General features: G+C 55.7%; 6 protein-coding genes. 2 read left to right on the top strand and 4 right to left on the bottom strand.

Features of this window, described 5'->3' with window-relative positions:
- Nucleotides 1–111: 111 nt before the first annotated feature.
- From ACYVC2_RS14945 to ACYVC2_RS14930, 4 genes are all read right to left on the bottom strand, one after another.
- The gene (locus ACYVC2_RS14945) at nucleotides 112–7,620 is read right to left on the bottom strand and encodes a beta strand repeat-containing protein (protein ID WP_461103253.1); all 7,509 of its coding nucleotides are present in this window, start codon (nucleotides 7,618–7,620) and stop codon (nucleotides 112–114) included.
- 220 nt (nucleotides 7,621–7,840) lie between these two features.
- Nucleotides 7,841–11,974, bottom strand: a complete 4,134-nt coding sequence (locus ACYVC2_RS14940; protein ID WP_461103252.1) for an ATP-binding protein — start codon at nucleotides 11,972–11,974, stop codon at nucleotides 7,841–7,843.
- 641 nt (nucleotides 11,975–12,615) lie between these two features.
- Nucleotides 12,616–14,661: a sigma 54-interacting transcriptional regulator gene (locus ACYVC2_RS14935; RefSeq protein WP_461103251.1), complete on the bottom strand. Its 2,046-nt coding sequence runs from the start codon at nucleotides 14,659–14,661 to the stop codon at nucleotides 12,616–12,618.
- On the bottom strand, nucleotides 14,645–17,059 hold the full coding sequence (locus tag ACYVC2_RS14930) for a sensor histidine kinase (RefSeq protein ID WP_461103250.1): 2,415 nt from the start codon (nucleotides 17,057–17,059) through the stop codon (nucleotides 14,645–14,647). The genes ACYVC2_RS14935 and ACYVC2_RS14930 overlap by 17 nt, the downstream gene beginning before the upstream one ends.
- 606 nt (nucleotides 17,060–17,665) lie before the next feature.
- Here ACYVC2_RS14930 and ACYVC2_RS14925 point away from each other — a divergent pair.
- Nucleotides 17,666–18,496: an alpha/beta hydrolase gene (locus ACYVC2_RS14925; protein ID WP_461103249.1), complete on the top strand. Its 831-nt coding sequence runs from the start codon at nucleotides 17,666–17,668 to the stop codon at nucleotides 18,494–18,496.
- 39 nt (nucleotides 18,497–18,535) lie between these two features.
- Nucleotides 18,536–19,357 (top strand): alpha/beta fold hydrolase, encoded by an 822-nt coding sequence (locus tag ACYVC2_RS14920; RefSeq protein ID WP_461103248.1) that lies wholly within the window; start codon nucleotides 18,536–18,538, stop codon nucleotides 19,355–19,357.
- Nucleotides 19,358–19,395 lie beyond the last annotated feature (38 nt).

The raw sequence follows: 19,395 nt of genomic DNA, 5'->3' as shown, positions 1-19,395 counted from the left end.
TAAACCCTGGTGCCGCTACGCTACGGTGGGGGTACACCGGTGGGCACCTGCCAGGAACACAACCCAACCCGTCCGCAAGGCTCATGGTCCCGGCGGACGGGTTGGCGGGCCTTACTGCTGAAAATACTCGATCTTGTCGGCATCAGTGTTGTTGTCCAGGCTGGCCTCGTCGCCCCCCACCACCGTCGCACTCACCGTCACCACCCCCGTCGAGGAACCTGCCGACAGCGTGCCCGTCAAACCCACCGACAAGCTAGTGCCGTTCAGCACCCCGCTGCTGGTCAGGGTGTAGAACCCGCCACTGGGACCACTCAGCTGCCACTGGCTGTTCTGAACCGGCATGCCCCCCACACTGCTTTGGCCCGTATCCAGGCTTAGATTAACCTTAGCATCTTTGGATATCTTCAGGGTCAGCGGAGCGGTGGTGGGCAACCCGTTGAGCTCGAACACATCCACCACCACACTGATGGACTTGCTGCCAGTCAGTGTCGAGGGCCGGGCATAGAGCACCAGCGTCAGGTCGGGCAGTTGGATGGCCGTCACGTCCAGCGTCAGTGTCTGGCTGCAACTGCCCTGGCTGGCGGTGAGGGTGAAGGTTTGGGTGCCAACACTGGTCAGCGTGGCTGAGACGGTGGCCCCCGTGGTGGGCAGGCTCAGGGTGGCCCCAGCGGGGGCGGCCCACTGGTAGGTGGCGGCACCGCTGGCACTCAGGCTAACGACCTGGCCGACCAGGGCGGTCGTGGAGGACGCGGAGACACTGGCCGTGAGGGGAGCAGTCACCGTGACGGCGGTGGTGGCCGTGGCCACTTGTCCTCCGCTGCTAACCGTCAGGGTGAAGTTCTGCACGCCCGAGCCACTGGCCGTCAGGCTCTGACTAAAGGTGGGGGTGGTGGCCGAGCCGCTGAGGGTGGTGCTGCCGTTGGAGAGGGTGTAGCTGTAGCTGGTAGTGAGATTGCCCACACTGGCCGTCACCGTGAGGGGTTGACCTCCACAGATAGGGTTAGGGCTGGCCGACAGGCTAGACAAGGTGAGAGTCAAAGGAGCCCCCCCATTGAGCCGCACACTCACGCTGGCGCTGTTATAATTAGCGGTTAACAGGTCCAAATCGCCATCTCCATCCACATCCCCCAACGCCACGCTGTAGGAAGCACTCCCGACCCCCGGATTGGGGTTGGTGGCCGGGGCGGTGAAGTTGCCCGACCCGTCGTTGAGCCGCACACTCACGTTGCTGCTATTCGCATTAGTGCAGAGAAAGTCTAGATCCCCGTCTCCATCCACGTCCCCTAAAGCCACGTCAGTGGGAGCACTTCCTACCCCAGGATCGGGGTTGGTGGCCGGGGCGGTGAAGTGGCCCGACCCGTCGTTGAGCCGTACACTCACGTTGCTGCTTCCACCATTCGCGGTGAGCAGGTCTAGATCCCCGTCCCCATCCACATCCCCCAACGCTACGCTGTTGGGAGAATTACCGACCCCCGGATTGGGGTTGGTGGCCGGGGCGGTGAAGTGGCCCGACCCGTCGTTGAGCCGCACACTCACGCTGGAGCTGAACTGATTAGCGGTCACAAAGTCCAGATCGCCGTCTCTATCCACATCCCCTACCGCTATGCTTCGGGGATTATTTCCTACGCCAGGATTGGGGTTGATGGCTGGGGCGGTGAAGTTGCCCGAGCCGTCGTTGAGCCGTATACTTACGTTGTTGCTGCTAGCATTAGTAGTAAGTAAGTCCAGATCGCCGTCTCCGTCCACATCCCTTAACGCTACGCTGCGGGGACTATCCCCTACGCCAGTCTCTGGGTTGATGGCTGGAGCGGTGAAGTTGCCCAACCCATCATTGAGCCGTACACTTACATTGTCGCTGTTATAATTAGCGGTTGCGAAGTCCAGATCCCCGTCCCCATCCACATCCCCCAGCGCCACGCCGGCGGGAGCATCCCCTACTCCAAGGCTGAAGGTCAGGGCGGTGAAGTTGCCCGACCCATCATTGAGCCGCACACTCACGCTGGCGCTGCTGGCATTCGCGGTGAGCAGGTCCAGATCGCCGTCCCCATCCACATCCCCTACCGCCACGCTGAGGGGATTACCCCCTACGCCAGACTCCGGGTTGACCACCGGGGCGGTGAAGTTGCCCCGACCCGTGCCGCCCACCCCAGTGGTGAACCCATAGACCTGACTCCGGATCAGCCGACCCCCACCCGTGCTCTGGATGGCCGTCGTGCTGGTGACAAACACCGTCTCGCCGGGTTTGAAATTGGTCGCCGGGTTGAAGCTGAGCGTACTGCCGCTCACGCTGGCGCTGCCCCCCTGCCCGTTGCGCAGCAAACCGCCCCGCTGGGCGCTGAATACCCGAACACCCCCCAGACTGGCGGGGCTGGCGCTCAGTGACTGGTCAAAGGTCAGATCCACATTGGTGGTCTGGGGTGCCGAGCGGGCGTTGGGAACCGGATTGGACGCGGTGAGAACAAAGCATTGGATAACCGTCACGGAGGTGGTGGCGGTGGCGACTAGCCCTCCGCTGCTGACCGTCAGGGTAAAGGTCTGCACCCCTGAGCCACTGGCTGTCAGGCTCTGACTAAAGGCCGAACTGGTGGCCGTGCCGCTGAGGGTGGTGCTGCTGCCATTGGTGAGCGTGTAGCTGTAGCTGCCGTTACTCACGCTGGCCGTCACCGAGAAGGGTTGACCCGTACAGACGGGGTTGGGACTGGCCGACGGCAGGCCGGTGAGGGTAAGGGTAAGCCCCTCGTTGAGCTGCACACTCACGTTGTTACTGTTATAACTAGTGGTCAGAAAGTCCAGATCGCCATCGCCGTCCACATCCCCCAACGCCATACTGGAGGGGAAACCCGCTACGCCAGGGTTGGGGTTGATGGCCGGGGGGGTGAAATTACCCGAGCCGTCATTGAGCCGCACACTCACCGTGCCGCTGTTGGCATTCGCGCAGAGCAGGTCCAGATCGCCGTCCCCATCCACATCCCCCAACGCCACGCTGGCGGGATAATTCCCTACGCCAGGGTTGGGGTTGATGGCCGGGGGGGTGAAGTTGCCCGACCCGTTGTTGAGCCGTACACTCACCGTGTTGCTGTTCTGATTAGCGACCACAAAATCCAGATCGCCGTCTCCATCCACATCCCCCAACGCCACGCTGTAGGGATCAACCCCGACCCCCGGGTTGGGGTTAACCGCCGGGAGAATGAAGTTGCCCGAGCCGTCGTTGAGCCGCACACTCACGTTGTCGCTGAACTGATTCGCCGTCACAAAGTCCAGATCGCCGTCTCCATCCACATCCCCCAACGCCACGCTGACGGGAAGATCCCCTACCCCAGGGTTGGGGTTGATGGCCGGGGGGGTGAAGTTGCCCGACCCATCATTGAGCCGCACACTCACGTTGTCGCTGGTAGCATTAGCCGTCACAAAGTCCAGATCGCCATCCCCATCCACATCCCCCAACGCCACGCTGACGGGGCCGTTCCCTACCACAGGCTCCGGATTGGTGGCCGGGGGGGTGAAGTTACCCAACCCGTCGTTGAGCCGTACACTCACGTTGCTGTAGCCCTGATTCGCGCAGAGCATATCCAGATCGCCATCCCCATCCACATCCCCCAGTACCACGTTATAGGGAGCGCTACCTACCCCCGGGTTGGGGTTGGTGGCTGGAGGAATGAAGTTGCCCGACCCATCGTTGAGTCGTACACTCACCGTGTTGCTGCCCCGATTAGCGGTTACAACGTCCAGATCCCCGTCCCCATCCACATCCCCTACCGCCACGCTGCGGGAGCCATTCCCGGCCTCAGGGTTGGGGTTAGCCGCCAGGGGGGTGAAGTTGCCCCGACCCGTGCCGCCCACCCCAGTGGTGAACCCGTAGACCTGACCCCGGATCAGCCGCCCCCCACCCGTGCTCTGGATAGCCGTCGTGCTGGTGACAAACACGGTCTCCCCGGGGTTGAAGTCGGTCGCCGGATTGAAGCTGAGCGTGTTGCCGCTCACGCTGGCGCTGCCTCCCGGCCCGTTGCGCAGCAGACCGCCCCGCTGGGCGCTGAACACCCGTACACCCCCCAGCGTGGCGGCATTATTATTGAGCCCCTGATTGAAGGTCAGGGACACATCGGTGGTCTGGGGCGCCGAGCGGGCGTTGCGAACCGGACTGAACGCGGTGAGGGCAATGCATTGGGTAACCGTCACCTCCGTGGTAGCCGTGACGACTTGCCCCTGGCTGCTGATCGTCAGGGTGAAGGTCTGCACCCCCGAACCGCCCGCTGTCAGGCTCCGACTAAAGGTGGGGGTGGTGGCCGAGCCGCTGATGGTGTTGCTGCCGTTCGAGAGGGTATAACTGTAGCTGGCGGCAAGGTTACCCACGCTGGCCGTCACCGAGAAGGGTTGACCCGTACAGACGGGGTTGGAGCTGGCCGACACCCCAATCAGGGTGAGGGGGATTGGCCCATTGAGCCGCACACTCACGTTGTCGCCGACCCCATTCGCGCTGAGCAGATCTAAATCCCCGTCTCCATCCACATCCCCTGCTGCCACGCTGTAGGGAGCACTCCCGACCCCAAGCTCCGGGTTGAGGGCCGGGGCGGTGAAGTTACCCGATCCGTCGTTGAGCCGCACACTTACATTGTTGCTGACACCATTAGCGGTCAGCATATCTAAATCGCTGTCCCCGTCTACATCCCCCAGTACCACGTTATAGGGAGCGCTACCTACCCCCGGGTTGGGGTTGGTGGCCGGAGCGGTGAAGTTGCCCGAGCCGTCGTTGAGCCGCACACTCACCGTGTTGCTACCCCGATTCGCGCACAGCAGGTCCAGATCGCCATCCCCATCCACATCGCCCAGCGCCACGCTGTTGGCTCCACTCCCGACACTAGGCTCCGGGTTGGTGGTCGGGGCCGTGAAATTGCCTGACCCGTCGTTGAGCCGCACACTCACCGTGTTAGGGTTATAATTCGCCGTCACCAGGTCCAGATCGCCATCCCCGTCCACATCCCCCAACGCCACGCTTTGGGGATAATCTCCGACCCCCGGGTTAGGGTTAATGGCTGGAGCGGTGAAGTTACCCGAGCCGTCGTTGAGCCGTACACTCACGTTGTCGCTGTTATAGTTAACAGTGAGCAGGTCCAGATCCCCATCGCCGTCCACGTCCCCTAACGCCACGCCGACGGGAGCATTGCCGACCCCCGGATTGGGGTTGGTGGCCGGGGCGGTGAAGTTACCCGAGCCGTTGTTGAGCCGCACACTGGCGGTGCTACTCAACTCATTCGCGGTTACTAGGTCCAGATCCCCGTCTCCATCCACATCCCCCAATGCCACGCTACGGGGACCATTGCCGACCCCCGGATTGGGGTTGGTGGCTGGGGCGGTGTAGTTACCCGAGCCGTCGTTGAGCCGCACACTCACCGTGTTGTTGCCCCGATTCGCGGTGAGCAGGTCCAGATCCCCATCACCATCTACATCCCCTACCGCCACACTGAAGGGCGTGTCTCCCACCCCCGGGTTGGGGTTGACCGCCGGGGGCGTGAAGTAGCCCCGACCCGTGCCGCCCACCCCGGTGGTGAACCCGTAGACCTGACGAAGGGCCGTACTCCCCTCCGCGCTCTGGATGGCCGTCGTACTGGTGACAAACACGGTCTCCCCGGGTTTGAAGTTGGTCGCCGGGTTGAAGCTGAGCGTGCTGCCGCTCACACTGGCGCTGCCCCCCTGGCTGTTGCGCAGCAGGCCACCCCGCTGGGCGCTGAACACCCGTACGCCCCCCAGCGTGGCGGCATTGTTGCTCAGCGACTGATTGAAGGTCAGGCCCACATTGGTGGTCTGGGGCGCCGAGGGGGCGTTGCGAACGGGATTGAGTCCGGTACTGATGAGGCATTGGGTAACGGTCACATTCGTGGTGGCGGTGGCGACTCGTCCCTGGTTGCTGACCGTCAGGGTGAAACTCTGCACGCCCGAGCCCCTGGCAGCCAGGGGCTGATTAAAGGCCGACGCGGTAGCTGTGCCGGTGGTGGTGTTGCTGCCACCCGAGAGGGTATAGCTGTAGCTGCCGCTGAGGTAGCCCAGGGTAGCTTGAAAGGAGATCGGTTGGCCCGCACAGATGGGGCCGTTGTTGGTCAGCCCGGACAGGGTGAGGGGAAAGAGGCCGTTGAGCCGCACACTCACCTTGTCAATATAACTATTAGCGGTCACAAAGTCCAGATCGCCATCCCCATCCACATCCCCCAGCGCTATGCTGGAGGGACCATACACATCCCCTATAGTAGGGTTAGCGTTGACCACCGGGCGGGTGAAATTACCTGACCCGTTATTGAGTCGCACACTCACGTCACCCGTGTTAGCATTCGCGGTGAGCAGGTCCAGATCCCCGTCCCCATCCACATCCCCCAGCGCTATGCTGGAGGGTCCCCCCTGTACCCCAAGTTCCGGGTTGACCGATTCAGTGAAGTAGCCCGACCCATCATTGAGCCGTACACTTACCGTGTTATTACCAGCATTAGCCGTCACCAAGTCCAGATCCCTATCCCCATCCAAATCCCCCAGCGCCACGCTGCGGGGACCAGCCCCTACCGGCGGGTTAGGGTTAGCCGGAGCGGTGAAGTGGCCCGACCCATCGTTGAGCCGAACAGTCACCGTGTTGCTGTTGCCCCCATACGTGTTCACAACGTCCAGATCACCGTCTCTATCCACATCCCCCAGCGTTATGCTGTTGGGTCCCCCCCCTAAACCAAGTTCCGGGTTGGTGGCCGGGGGGGTGAAGTTGCCCGACCCATTGTTGAGCCGTACACTCACCGTGTTGTTGCCCCGATTCGCGGTCAGCAGGTCCAGGTCCCCGTCCCCATCTACATCCCCCAGCGCTACGCTGAGGGGAGCATCCCCGACCCCAGGCTCCGGGTTAGTAGCGGGAGCGGTAAAGTGGCCCGACCCATCATTGAGCCGTACACTCACGTTGTCGCTGCCACTATTAGCGGTTACAAAGTCCAGATCGCCGTCCCCATCCACATCCCCTACCGCCACGCTGGCGGGAGAACTGCCTACCCCAAGCTCCGGGTTAATGGCCGGGGGGGTGAAGTTGCCCGACCCATTGTTAAGCCGCACACTCACATTAGCGCTGCTGGCATTCGCGCAGAGCAGGTCCAGATCGCCGTCCCCATCCAAATCTCCTACCGCCACGCTGGCGGGATAATTCCCTACGCCAGGGTCCGGGTTGGTGGCCGGGGTGGTGAAGTTGCCCTGTCCCGTGCCCCCCACCCCGGTGGTGAACCCGTAGACATAACCCCGGCTCAGCCGAGCACCCGTGGTGCTCTGGATAGCCGTCGTACTGGTGACGAACACGGTCTCCCCGGGTTTGAAGTTGGTCGTCGGGTTGAAGTTGAACGTGCTGCCGCTCACACTGGCGGTTCCTCCCGGCCCGTTGCGCAGCAGGCCACCCCGCTGGGCGCTGAACACCCGTAAGCCCCCCAGCGTGGCGGCATTATTATTGAGCCCCTGATTGAAGAGCAGGGTCACATTGGTGGTCTGGGGCGCCGAGGGGGCGTTTGGGAACGGACTGAACCCGCTGAGGGTCAGACCTTGGCCCAGGGCCAGCTGGACCAGGGGCCACAGGGCCAGCAGCAGCCCCAGTCGATAATAGTTGTGGTTCATACGCGTAGATTACTTGAGTAGGTATGGTCAAGCCGGAGGGTATAACGCAGGTCAGCAACCGCCACCCGAGTAGCTGAATCAGACCGGTGTCTTTCCTTCCAGGACCGACTCAAAAGTAGGCAGCCAGTACCCCGTCAGACGATAACAAATGATCCAAATAGGATAACAAATGATCCATTTTGGGCCAAATCACCAGAAAACAAGAGGGAAAGATGACTGATCAACCTTGGGTCATCATCGCACTGGGGCTCACCTGGTAGAGCTCCCGAAAGCACTTGCTGAAGTAGGCCGCACTCTCGAAGCCAACCTGATAGGCCGTCTCACTCACCGAGACGCCCGAGCGTAGCAGTTGGGTCGCTTGTTTCAGGCGGTAGTTGCGCAGCAGCTCGTGGGCCGTTAGTCCCGTCAGCGCTTTCACTTTGCGGAACAGGGTAGTGCGGCTCAGGCCCAGTTCGCCTATCAGCTGGTCTAGTCCGAAATTGGCGTCGCTCAGGTTGGCATCGAAGAGGGCATATAGGCGGGTCAGGAACGGGTCGGTCGATTCGGGAGATGGCGGAGGAGAAGCCGGGTCGGGATTCCGCAGACTGGCCTGCACCCACTCCCGCTGGCGCTGTTTACTCACCAGCTGATTACGCACCCGCAGTTGCAGTTCGGTAATCTGAAAGGGCTTGGTCAGGTAGTCATCGGCCCCCAGTGAGAGACCCGCCAGGCGATTCTCCACCGACGATTTGGCAGTCAGCAGAATAACGGGGATATGGCTGGTGCGCAGGTCGGTTTTCAACTGATGGCAGAGCGTCAGGCCGTCCATCAGGGGCATCATCACATCGGAGAGGATCAGATCGGGCAGGTGTTCCAGCGCTTTTTTAAGCCCATCGAGTCCGTTGACAGCCCGGCGAATGCGGTAGTCACGTGGCAGACTGTCAATAATAAAGCGGGCTAATTCATCATTGTCTTCCACGACGAGTAAGTCAGCATGGGAAGCCGGACTGAGGTGGTCCGATGGGTCGCGGTTCGACGGGTCGACATCCTTACCCTCAGGGTCTACCGGCTCTGCTGCATCCTGCCCTATACCCTCGGCCTTCCTGTAAGGCAACTCAACCAGAAAAGTAGTCCCCTGGCCGAGCTGGCTCTCGACCAAAATGTGCCCTCCCTGTAATTGAACTAGTTCCTGCACCAGCGCCAGACCGATCCCTGTGCCGGGCGCAGCTGTTGTACCCCGATCTGAACCGGTCCTACTCTGGCCGGTTCCGACGCCCCAGGGCGATACCCGATCCGTCGTATCACCGACCGAACGCGGCCCGACTTGATAAAAGCGGTCGAAAATATGGGGCAGGTGCCGGGCCGCAATGCCAACGCCCGTATCGGCAACGGTTAACCGAATTCGCCCCGAAGCTTCCGTCAGCGTTACACTAATGGTGCCGGCTTGGGTGAACTTCAGGGCGTTGGCCGTCAGGTTATACACAATCCGTTCGAGCTTTTCGGCGTCGAACCAGTAGTCGCCCGATACGTCCGAGGTAAACGTCAGGCGAAGGCCCTGCGTGGTGGCCTGGTCGGTTAAGGGGTTCAGCCAGTGCCGGATAAATTCGGTCAGATCCCCGCGCGACTCGTGAATGGGCATCACGCTGGCTTCCAGCTTGGAGAGATCCAGCAGTTGATTGATCAGACCCAGCAGTTGGTGCGCATTCTGTTCGATCGTTTGTAATAAACGTCGGCGGTTTAGGGGCTCAACATCCTGGCGAATTAGCTGTTCGGTGGGCCCGAGGATCAGCGTTAAAGGCGTCCGAAACTCGTGGGTGATGTTGGTAAAGAAGTTGGTCTTGATCGTATCGACGGCCCGAAGCTGGTCGGCTTCCTGTTGGCGGAGCTGAATGGTCTGGTTGAGTCGGATTCGATTCAGATAAACCTGGAGTAGACCCCAGGCCAGGCCCAGGCCGATCAGGCAATACAGCAGTATAGCCCACCAGGTGGCCCAGAAGGGCGGCTGAATGGTAAGGGCCAGCTTACGCACGTATCGGCTCCAGGTTCCTGAGGTGTTGGATGCATTGAGCAACAGGACATACTCGCCCGGTGGCAGGCTGGTATAAACAGCCTCGGGCCGGGCCGTCTCCTTCCAGGTGTCTTCCAGGCCTTCCAGGCGGTAGCGGTACCGATTTGTAGCGGGTTGATTGAATTGCAGGGCAGCAAAGCCAACGGTCAGGTAATTCTGATTATGGGCCAGGGTGAGCTGATCGGTTGCCTGAATGGGTAAGAAGCCCAGCACGGAAGTTCCCTGAACGGAGGTTCCCGGCACAGATCGGTTGGCAGACGTGGGGGCGTCCGTGCCGTCGGGTCCTGGCTGATTGGGCTGAATGAGTTGATTATTTACCTGAAGTTCAGTCAGTTCGACGACGGGCGCAACCGTATCCTGACGAATCTGCCGGGGATTGAACAAAGTAAACCCTTCTAATCCGCCCAGCAGAATGTTACCCTCCGGGAACTGGATGTAGTGGTTGCGGTTAAACTCATCGGCCATGATGCCGTCATCCCGCGTAAAGGTCTGGGTGGTAAAGCTCCGGCGGTTCATTCGGCATAACCCCTTGTTGGTACCCACCCACAAATACCCATAGCGGTCGGGCAGGGCCGAGTAGACGACATTGTTGGGCAGTCCGTTAGCCTGGGTAAACCGGCGAAACCGCCCCGTTCGTTTATCGAACAGACACAACCCACTGCCGAAGGTGCCGATCCACAACCGATTGGCATCGGTTGGATCGGCCGACAGGCAGTAGAGCGAATTGTTGCTCAACGAGGTGGCATCGCCGGGCCGGTGGACAAATTGGCGGACCTGGCCCGTGTGGCGATCGAGCCGCCAGAGTCCGCCTACCTGACTGGCCAGCCAGAGCGCCTGCTCATCGACCACCACTTCTGTAATAGGCCCCGACGATTGGTTGGTGGGAATTGGGTATTGAAACCGGTGCCAGCGCTGCGTGGCCTCATCGAACCAGAACGCTGTTGTATCATGCAGCGCCCAGACCTGACCCTGGGGATCGGTGGTCATGGGATAAGGAATAATGTATTTCCTATCCCGACGCAAGCGGACGGGCAAGGGGAAATGCTCAGCCTGACCCGTTTTCCGATCCAGCCGATACAGATCCGATGTGCCTACATTGAACCAGAAACGGCCCGCCCGATCGAAAGTCGAGCGAAAATTATAGTCGGTCGACCCTGTCAGGGCAGCCAGCACCACTGAGGAAACCGGGGGTAGCCCCAGCGAATCGCGGGTGAGCAGATCCTGATAAAAGCTCCGGTGGTAAGGGCGCTTCTGAAACGGGCTCGGCTGCAGATCGTAGGTTTTGATACCCGCCCCATCGGTGCCTACCCATAAGACATTGGTTCGATCGATGAACAAACTGCTACAGCCATGGTTGGGCTGGCTCCAGTGAGCTACGACCTGAACGCCCTGCTGGTCGGTGAATCGGAACAGGATGTTATTCTGATCGAAATACACCGCTCCCTGCCGGTCGATGGCAGTATGAACGCCTAGCCATTCGTTCCCCTGGGCGGGTAATCGATAGGCTCGCACCTGGCCCGTACGGGGCTGTAATAGGGTCAGGTAATGCCGGGAGAAGAGCATCAGTTCGCCGTTCGGTCGAAGCCGAATGGCGCTTAACGAATCTTCGGGCAGCGACTGGGCTTGGCCCTGCTGGTGTCGAATGTGGGTAAACTGGTGGGTGGCTTCCTCAAAGCGGTCGAGCCCGTTTAACGTCGCTAGCCAGATGGTCCCATCTGTTCCTTCCCGTACATCATACACCACATCGTGAGCGATGGAGGTAGCTTGCCGGGGATGGTGCCGAAACCACTGCCCCTGTTTTTTGGCCACATCCCAGTAAATGACACCCTGGCCAATAACCGTCAGCCAGAGCCGATCCCGTCGGTCAATGCGCAAACCATACGAAGTGCCGGGTTTGACCACTCGGCGAAAGGCAGCTAGTCGGGAGATGTTGGTGAAGGTCTCGGTTCGTGGGTCGAACACATCGATATCTCCCCGCTCGGAAGCAATCCAGATCCGGCCGTGCCGATCCAGTTCAAGTTGGTTGAGTCCGGCAAAGGAAATCGAGGGCCGCCCGTCGGGGTCGGGTTGAAAGACTTTGAACCGCTGGCCGTCGTAGCGACACAAGCCATCGCGGGTGGCGACCCAGATGAAGCCCTGTTTATCCTGAAGAATTGACGCCACAAAGGCCTGCGGGAGTCCCTGGCGATCGGTAATGAGTTGGGGTTGGTGTAACTGAAACGACTGCGCCCGCAGACCGCCTGATAAAGTCAGGCTGATGAGCAGAAAAAATACTAGGCGGATACTAGCGGGTATGTGTTCGCTCATTCCGAAATGACTCGCTTATGTTCATCCCTTCAGGCTGGGTGTAAACAGCTAAGCAACGCCTGTTTGTTGAGTAATTAGATTTATAACAAAGCTACTCTTTTTGCGCTCAGATCAGCCTTCCTGGCTTTACTAACTGAGTTGGGTTTAGTTAGCTAGCCATTCCTGGGATGGCAACGTTCTTTATAAGGGCGGCTGCTTTGAGAAACGTTATTCACCGAGTTTAGGCCTAATGTCGGCCAGTCATTCCGCCAACGTAACTAACTTTCTACAGATTCCTGGTTAGTCAGAGGTAGCCCCATGCTTAGGCTAGTCGAATCATCCAATTGGTTGCGCATGTAGCCTGCTATCCACCTTGAGACTATTTTGTAGAGATGGTTCCTGAAAAAGGAGCGCGGATGTTGCCAACTATACCTAATTAAAGTGATTTGCGTGAACGAACCACAACAGCGGTTCACTACCTGATTTTCCCCGGCCGTGTCCCACTCCTTTTTAGCCATGACCCTTTAGAATTGAGCGTTTGATCGGACAACCGATGTCACTTTTCACTCAACTTGTATTTTGTCGGTAGTGAGTTTTATGTCAAGAGGGAGCTATTAACAAAAATCATCCACGAAACCCTCCGAATAATTCAGACTAAGGCGTTACTTTTTAATACCCAATTTCTCCATACGGTATTCCAACGTGGTGGGTTTCAGACCTAATAACTCGGCGGCTCCTCCTTTGCCCCTAATTTTCCCGTTCGTTTGCTGGAGGATAGATAAGATATAATCACGCTCGGTTTGTTCATGCCTGTTCTTTACGTCAGACAATGTCTTTGGTTCAGCTACCGATGAAATCGGATTAGGCTGTGTAATGAGCGAATTGTTTACTGGTTGGCTGGCAAGTGGGCTATTGATAATCCAGTTGCTGGCCAGCGACCGGCCCAGCGTGAGCGGACCACGGCCATCGCTGATGATAACAGCCTGCTCAATAATATTCTCCAGCTCCCGGATATTGCCTGGCCAGGTGTAGCGGAGGAGTTCCGCCAGGGTTGCTTCACTGATTCCCTGGTAAGCTTTTCCCATTTTCTGGCTATACTTTCGGGCAAAGAAATAAGCTAACAGGGGGATATCTCCCTGCCTTTCCCGTAAGGCGGGTAACAGGATTGGAAACACACTCAGCCGATAATATAAGTCAAGACGGAAACGCCCCTCGGCTACTTCCTTTTCTAAATGCCGGTTTGTGGCGGCAATCACCCGTACATTGGATTGAATGGTTCCTTTGCCGCCTAATCGTTCGAATTCTTTTTCCTGTAATACGCGCAGGAGCTTCGTCTGCAACTCCAGCGGCATTTCACCAATTTCATCCAAAAAGATGGTACCCTGATGCGCCAGTTCGAACTTCCCGATTCGCCGTTCAGTTGCGCCCGTAAAAGCCCCTTTTTCGTGCCCGAACAACTCCGATTCGATCAGGTTTGCGGGCAGCGTCGCGCAATTGACTTTGACCAGCAGCTTATCTTTTCGGGACGATAAGCTATGAACAGCGCGGGCAAACAACTCTTTTCCCGTACCGCTTTCACCCGTCAGAAGTACCGTAGCATCGGTGGGGGCCACCTTCTCGACCTGCTGGAACACCTGCTGCAGGTTAGGGCTTGTTCCTACAATCTCATTAAAGCTGGCAGTCGTTTTTACTTCTTCCTGTAAATACTTATTCTCCCGGCCTAATTGCTCATTCAGACGGGCAATCTCATCGAAAGCCAGCAGGCGCTCCAGCGTAAGCCTGACCGATTGCTGCAGGCGCTCCAGCAGCGATACGTGGTCGGGAAGGTAGGCATCCGGCTGGCGGCTATAAAAAGAGACGGTAAAGAGGCTTCCCTGCGTTGTGGCAATGGTGGCTAGCAAACCAGCTTGCAGAGAGAACGTCCTGGCAATAATCTGCTGTAAACGAAAGCGTTGACAAAACGCTGCGTACTCATTCCCGGTAAGCAGGATAAGACCGGCAAGGGGCGGCAGGTCTGCCCGTAACTGGTCGTACTTCTGCGCCGTCAGGCCCGTCATTCGTAGAAAATCAGCCGGATGAATGGTTTGATACTCGTTCGGGCCGATTCTGAAGAAACTGTAGGACCGGGTAGCTTTTGCTTCATCAAGGCTAAGCGTAAGGAAGTCGAACGGGATAAAAGGCTGAAGGTAGGTCGCTACATTTAGCAGCCTCTGTGTCCAGTCGCCGGGTTCAGACAGGGCATTCGTCAGCGCGATCTGAAGCATTTTTTCCTCCCGAAGCTTCTGCTCCAAACTGTGGGCGTGGCGATAGAAAGCGATTTCCAGCGTATAGAGGATGTCCTTCGTACGAAAGGGTTTGACAATGTACCCGTACGGCTGCGTTGCTTTTATTTTGTCCAGAACGCTATCATTCGCGTTGGCCGAAATATAAATGAACGGAATATGCTGCCCTCCCAACGTACGAGCGAACTCGAGGCTCGTTTCGCCACCCTTCAGGTAAATATCCAGCAATACCAGATCCGGCTGATGTTCAACGAGAAGTTCCTGGGCTTCCTGTACGCTGACGGCAATACCGACGACTGTATAACCAGCTTCCAGGAGTATATCTTCCAGGTTGTCGGCAATGAGCAGTTCATCCTCTACAATCAGCACCCGGGCGACCGGATTCATCTTTTTTGCCGCAACGGCGGGATTAGTTGAGGTGGGCATGATGCGACTGAATTTTGATTAGCGGAAATAAAACGGATATTCGGACACCCCCTCTATTTTCAACCTGTAATATACCCCCCAACTGTTTTGTCAGGCGACGCATGATATTTGCCCCCATAGAGCCCTGACGGCGAAGATCCACATCCGCCGGCAAACCTACTCCATCATCCTGAACTACCAACTGGTACTTATCGGCGTCTATGTCGGTCAACGACAGGCTTATTGTCCCCCTTTGCCCATTAGGCCGGTACTCCGCAGGAAAGGCGTATTTTAGGGCGTTGGTAATGGCTTCGGTGATGATCAGACCCAGCGGAATTGCCTGCGAGACGTCCAGTTCCAGAGGAGACAACTGGTAGTGGAAGGTGATCTGCTCGTTTTGATTAAACGATTCCTCCAGTTGCTCGACTACCTCGCGGATATACGTTGGCATATCGACCTGCGATATACTGTCGGAGCGATACAGTTTCTGATGGATAAGCGCCATGGCGCGCACCCGATGCTGACTTTGCTCGATAGCCCGAATGGCACCCTGGTCGGAGAGGTATTTGCTTTGGGTATGCAGCAGGCTGATCGTCAGTTGCAGATTGTTTTTGACCCGGTGGTGAAGCTCTTTCAAAAGCCATTCTTTCTCGCTAACCAGCGACTGAAGCGACTGATTTTTGTCGTTGATTTCTTTTTGGTGCCGTTCTAATCGGTGGCTATTCCTTAATTTAATGATGTATCGATTACAAAGTAGGGCTACAATGAGTAATAAAAGAGCGATACTGAATAAGGTAACATTTTTCAGTTGATTGGCCTGCTGCAACTGGGTTTTCTGCAATAACCCCTGTTTAGTTAAAAATCGAATATCTAAGTCTTTTTTAGCTGTTTCATATTTAACCTGTACTTCCTGAATCTGCTTATTTTTGGCTTCATTAAACAAGGCCTTATTGATCGATTGTGCTTGATTCAAATGAGTAATAGCCGATAGATAATCACCCTTTGCTGAATCTGCCTTAAATAGCATTTGCTGAATATCTCTTATTGTAGTAAATGCATGGACATGATGCGCTTCGAATAATGCTTTTTCGAAATGAGTACTTGCACTGATAAACCTTTTTCTATCGTAATAATAACAGCCAATATCATATTCAACATCACCTGTGATCTCATTGAATTTTCCTAGAAAATTGGAGAACTCAATCATCTGTTTAGTATACTTCTCCCCTAATGAATGATTACCAATACTATTGTAATAATAAGCTAATGTTCTGGCTAAACTAGCTTTTCCATAGTAATCGGCAGGGGGATGATCTTTTGCAAATGTTTTAATAAAATTGAATGCCTCTTTAGCCTTGTGTAGAGCAAGTAATTCCCGAACAAATAGGCCAGCTTCTCTAACTGTGTAAAAGTCAACTGGATTCGAAATAGAGCAGTTGAATACTTTCCTGTAATATATTACGCAATTCTCTGCCTGTCCTAATTCATGGTAGATATTCGCTAAGCGGCTATACAGATTGACAGCACCGGTTTTGTCGGCCGTTTTTTCTATGCTTTCCACGCAAAGCAGTGAATAGTGCAGGCATTTTTTATAGTCACCCCTCCGGTTATTAATTACAGAGAGGTAGTTATACACATAATGAAGGTTTGGAAAATGAATTGCTTTATACTTAGCGAGTATCTGGTAAAATTCTTTTTCAGCCAGATCAAATTTATCCTGCATCAAGTGGACATCCGCAATATAAACTTGAGTCTCTAAAACTTTCACCGGGTTGTTCAATCGCTGGTATAAAGCAGCTATTTGTTCAAAACAATTTTCCTTTGTCAGCCCAGTTGTATCTCTTTTTGGCAGAAAAAAAGCGATCCGGTGCCAAAGTTTTATTTGATTCTCAACAGGCCTTATCTTATTAATGGAGGTTTTTAACTGTAAAAAATAAAATTCCCCTCGCTTCATATCGCCTATTTTACAATAATACTCACCCAAAAAGTAGCGTATTTCTTCTCGCCATTTTAGGGAACGGAGCTTAATGCTTTCTTCCTCGGCTCGTTTGATAAATGTAAAAGCACTGTCAATATCAAATCGTGTTGCTTCATTTTTAAACATGTAATAAATGGCCATTTGCAGGGCAAATTCCACCTGTTTGTCACCCGATTTAAGATTGCGATACTGAGTTTGTATCTGGTCCAGGGGTTTATTTAATGTCAGTTGCGCAAAAGCTGGTTCGGCTAAGCCTAAAACCATTCCGATTACCAAGAAAAGCCTTTTCAGCGTATTCGGTTTTGGCTGGAGTAAACTCTGCCGATCAATCGCTTGCAACTTGCGCGATGACTTCTGAAAGGCATTGCATAACTCCTTAGTCAATAGCGACCAAAGCCCAACCCACACATATACATATCGGCAACGCGGCAAAGTGGCCATAGAAAGGAGCGGTTAAGTCGGGTTGATAGGTTGACGGCAGTATAGGAAACGTTACTAAGGCTGATCGGTACGTTGCCGAGTCAATGAAATGAGATGAACCGAATAGTTTATTACTGGCATAAGCAGTTATTTTCTTGCCTATGAATATTGAGTCAAGATAGTACTGAACAGCCGATAAGCGGTTGACCGATAAATGGTTTTTAGCCAACCTTAGCGCCACGCCAACCTTCAGCCGGGTCTGAGTTACGTTGATTCCCAGAAGCCCTAAATCAATTTAAATGCCAATCGGCGCCATCGGGTCCAGGAACATCGGATGGCCCTGAATAGCGAAAGTTTACGTTTTCGCCCTCCCGGAATCTCCGAAAATCTCCAGTAATCTCCAGATTCTACCAGAGATCTTAAGTCAATTGACTGGTCGACAAAGGCAACCGGCTCCGTTCATTTGGCTTCATAAACCCCTTTACCAATGCCCAGACCGACTTTCAGGTGGCGGGCAGGTGCTTTCCGAACCGGCCTGACGGGTTTGGTACGACACTTGGTAGGCAGCTCGGTAGTCTCCTGAACGTGATTGAATCCTGAATCTAGTTTAACCAGCTCATTGACATCATGAAACCTATTCGTTCCAAAACCATCCTCTTTATCACCGGTGCCTTTGTCAGCAATGATTGCTGGCAGGAGTGGCAAGCTTATTTTGAGCAAAAGGGCTACACGACCCTCGCACCGGCCTGGCCCCACAAAGATGCCCCCGCCGACGCTTTACGAAACCGACAGCCAGATGCTCAGATTGCCTCCAATCGGCTGACGGACCTGACAAATTATTACGCCCGGATTGCGGAGACACTTCCCGAAAAGCCTATTTTGATTGGCCATTCCATTGGTGGCCTGATGGTTCAGCTCTTGCTCCAGCGGAATCTTGGGGCAGCAGGCATTGCTATTCACTCGGTTCCGCCACAGGGAATATTCACTTTTAAGCTGTCGTTTCTGAGAGCGGGCTGGAAGGCCCTCGGTTTTTTCACGTCTACCCATGCGTCGTATCTGATGTCGTTCAAGGACTGGCAATATGCCTTTACGAATGGCATGCCCCTGGAACAGCAAAAATCGGCTTACCAGCGGTTCGCCATTCCGGAATCCAAGCTTATCGTCCGGGATACGATTACCTCAGCCGCTCACGTAGATTTTAGCCAGCCTCATGCTCCGTTACTGCTTACATCGGGCAGCACGGACCATACCATTCCGGCCTCGCTCAACTACGATAATTACCTGAAATACCGGCATGCCGACTCCATTACAGACTACAAAGAATTTACCGGGCGCAATCACTTTGTGCTGGGTCAGCCCACCTGGAAAGAAGATGCCGACTACATTCTGGCCTGGCTTAACAGGGCATTACCGCAGGCTGAAATGCCCGCTCAGTACATGAAAATCGATCTTGATTAATGCTCCCTCTTTCTTCCACCTACGAATCAATCAATTGCTATGAAAACCTTCCTCTCCTCCGTGCTGCTCCTGGCAGCGGTTCTCTTTTTGTCGTCCTGTTCAAAAAATGATGCTGTTCCATCTGTCTCCAAAACGTTTGTGCTGGTTCACGGAGCCTGGCAGGCCCCTTACGTCTGGCAAACGGTAAAAGATCAGCTGGCAGGCCAGGGCCACAAAGTCGTTGTCGTCGAACTGCCGGGCCACGGAACAGATAACAGCGCTCCTGCCAGCCTGTCGATGGATACGTATCGGGACAAAGTAGTAGCCGCCATTAATGCCCTCTCCGAAAATGTAATTCTGGTTGGCCATAGCATGGGCGGAATGGTCATATCGGCAACCGCCGAAAAGATTCCCGGCCGTATCGACAAACTGGTATATATCGGGGCCTTTTTGCCGGCCAACGGGCAAAGCTTACTGGCACTGGCTTCCACCGATAGTACCTCCCAACTGGGACCTGCTTTAGTACCCTCTGCTGACCAGTTTACGCTGGGGATCAAGCCCGAGAATTTAGTTCCTATTTTCATTCAGGATGGATCGGATGCCGTGAAGAAGCAGGTGGTGGACAATTACCGGGCCGAACCGGCCAATCCCTTCATCAACCCAGCTACGCTGACGGCAGCCAATTTCGGCAAAGTAGCCAAATATTATGTCTATACCACGCAGGATCATGCGGTAGGACTAAATCTGCAAAAACGTATGGTAGCTGCCGCTGGAATCAAAACCACCTTTACGCTCAACAGCAGCCACTGCCCCTTTCTGTCGATGCCGGCGGAGGTGACGAGTCTGCTGGTGTCTATTGCAAAACAAACACCTGGCCAATAAAATCTTCCCGCCCCGCCAACCTCTTCTCTACGACAGGC

It is taken from the genome of Spirosoma koreense, assembly GCF_054777875.1.
This window is presented reverse-complemented; position numbering and strand designations above follow the sequence as displayed.